General features: G+C 66.8%; 2 protein-coding genes. One reads left to right on the top strand and one right to left on the bottom strand.

Annotated features, from left to right (window positions below; translation table 11 throughout):
- Positions 1–160 precede the first annotated feature (160 nt).
- Positions 161–427 carry a 30S ribosomal protein S20 gene (gene rpsT, locus ABZ371_RS31455; RefSeq protein ID WP_014156344.1) on the bottom strand — a complete coding sequence of 89 codons (267 nt, stop codon included), beginning with the start codon at positions 425–427 and terminating at the stop codon, positions 161–163.
- Positions 428–642: 215 nt separating this feature from the next.
- Between rpsT and lepA the strand changes: the two genes are divergently transcribed.
- Positions 643–2517, top strand: coding sequence for a translation elongation factor 4 (lepA, locus tag ABZ371_RS31450; protein WP_358686098.1), 1875 nt, complete (start codon positions 643–645; stop codon positions 2515–2517).
- Positions 2518–2620 lie beyond the last annotated feature (103 nt).

Below are 2620 nucleotides of genomic sequence, written 5' to 3'. Positions count from 1 at the left end.
CCCGGCCGGCGTCCTGGGGAGGACGCGGCCGGGGCCTTCGCTTCAACGCTTTGTGCGCCGCACCCGCGTGGCGAACGCAGGTTCGGTGTGCGGCGCGGGGTGCCGGTCAGGAGCGGGAGAGAGGGCCCACTGTGTCCGTCCCGGCGATCACATCAGTAGCTCAGCCCTGGAGGGCGGCAACCTTGAGCGCCAGCGCCGACTTCTTGTTGGCGGCGGCGTTCTTGTGGATGACACCCTTCGAGACAGCCTTGTCGAGCTGGCGCGACGCGTCACGGACGGCCACAGTGGCCTTCTCGACGTCACCGGCAGCGGCAGCCTCACGGGCCTTGCGGATCGAGGTCTTGAGCGAGGACTTGACGGCCTTGTTGCGCAGGCGCGCCTTCTCGTTCGTCTTGTTCCGCTTGATCTGGGACTTGATGTTCGCCACGAAAGAGCCTTTTCAGGTTCGTTGGATCTTCTATGTGCGCCCCGCCGCTTCTTCAGGCCACGAGGCACAGCTGCCCACGGTAGCAGCCACCCTCGGACCGGCCCAAACCGGTCCCCGCCCCGCAGGCGTGGGACGATGGAAGCTACGTATCGATCCGTCCGACCCGACATCGACCCGAGACACGGCGTTCGGCGTCTCAAGAATCAGGACCCTGCGTGCCCGCGACTCCTACCAACGTGCCCGAGCCGAGCCGTACCGACCCGGCGCTGATCCGCAACTTCTGCATCATCGCGCACATCGACCACGGCAAGTCGACGCTTGCCGACCGGATGCTCCAGCTGACCGGTGTGGTCGACCAGCGGCAGATGCGCGCTCAGTACCTCGACCGTATGGACATCGAGCGCGAGCGCGGCATCACCATCAAATCCCAGGCGGTACGTCTGCCGTGGGCGCCCACCGAGGGGGAGGACAAGGGTTCGACCCACGTCCTCAACATGATCGACACCCCCGGCCACGTGGACTTCACCTACGAGGTCTCGCGTTCCCTCGCCGCCTGTGAGGGCACGGTCCTCCTGGTCGACGCCGCTCAGGGCATCGAGGCGCAGACGCTCGCCAACCTCTACCTGGCGATGGAGAACGACCTCACCATCGTCCCGGTGCTGAACAAGATCGACCTGCCCGCCGCGCAGCCCGAGAAGTTCTCCGAGGAGCTGGCGAACCTCATCGGCTGCCAGCCGGAGGACGTGCTCAAGGTCTCGGCGAAGACCGGTGTCGGGGTGGACGCCCTGCTCAACCGGGTGGTCAGGGACGTCCCGGCCCCCATCGGCGTCGCGGACGCGGCGGCCCGCGCGATGATCTTCGACTCGGTCTACGACCCGTACCGCGGTGTCGTCACCTACGTCAGGGTCGTCGACGGCCAGCTCAACAAGCGCGAGCGCATCAGGATGATGTCGACGGGCGCCACCCACGAGCTGCTGGAGATCGGTGTCTCCTCCCCGGAGATGACACCGGCCGACGGCATCGGCGTGGGGGAGGTCGGCTACATCATCACCGGCGTCAAGGACGTCCGGCAGTCCAAGGTCGGCGACACCATCACCTCCCTGAACAAGGGGGCGACCGAGGCGCTGGGCGGTTACAAGGACCCCAAGCCGATGGTGTTCTCCGGCCTGTACCCGCTGGACGGCTCGGACTACCCGGACCTGCGCGAGGCCTTGGACAAGCTGCAGCTCAACGACGCCGCCCTGGTGTACGAGCCGGAGACCTCGGCCGCGCTCGGCTTCGGTTTCCGCGTCGGCTTCCTCGGCCTGCTGCACCTCGACGTGATCCGTGAGCGGCTGGAGCGCGAGTTCGGCCTGGAGCTCATCGCCACGGCCCCCAACGTGGTCTACCGGGTGGAGATGGAGGACGGCTCGGAGCACATCGTCACCAACCCGAGCGAGTTCCCCGAGGGCAAGATCGACAAGGTCCACGAGCCGGTCGTCCGGGCGACGGTCCTCGCGCCCAGCGAGTTCATCGGCGCGATCATGGAGCTCTGCCAGAACCGGCGCGGCACCCTGCTCGGGATGGACTACCTCTCCGAGGACCGGGTGGAGATCCGCTACACCCTGCCGCTCGCGGAGATCGTGTTCGACTTCTTCGACCAGTTGAAGTCCAAGACGCGCGGTTACGCCTCGCTCGACTACGAGCCCACGGGCGAGCAGTCGGCCCAGCTCGTCAAGGTCGACATCCTGCTGCACGGCGACAAGGTCGACGCGTTCTCCGCGGTCACCCACAAGGACAAGGCGTACGCGTACGGCGTCCGGCTCGTCGCCAAGCTCCAGAAGCTCATCCCCCGCCAGAACTTCGAGGTGCCGATCCAGGCGGCCATCGGTTCCCGGGTCATCGCCCGTGAGACCGTCCGCGCCATCCGCAAGGACGTCCTCGCCAAGTGCTACGGCGGTGACATCTCCCGTAAGCGGAAGCTGCTGGAGAAGCAGAAGGAGGGCAAGAAGCGGATGAAGATGGTCGGCAACGTCGAGGTGCCCCAGGACGCGTTCATCTCCGTCCTGTCGACGGACGAGTCGGCCGCCGAGGGGAAGGGCAAGAAGTAGCCCAGGCGCACCCGCGCGGTACGCGACCAGCGGCCTATCCCCGACGAACTGCGTGAGCGCTATCTGAAGTACAAGGTCGACATCCGCATCCTCGGCGTGCTCC

The sequence above is a fragment of the Streptomyces sp. NPDC005899 genome (assembly GCF_040629645.1).
Classification (GTDB): Bacteria; Actinomycetota; Actinomycetes; order Streptomycetales; family Streptomycetaceae; genus Streptomyces.
This window is presented reverse-complemented; position numbering and strand designations above follow the sequence as displayed.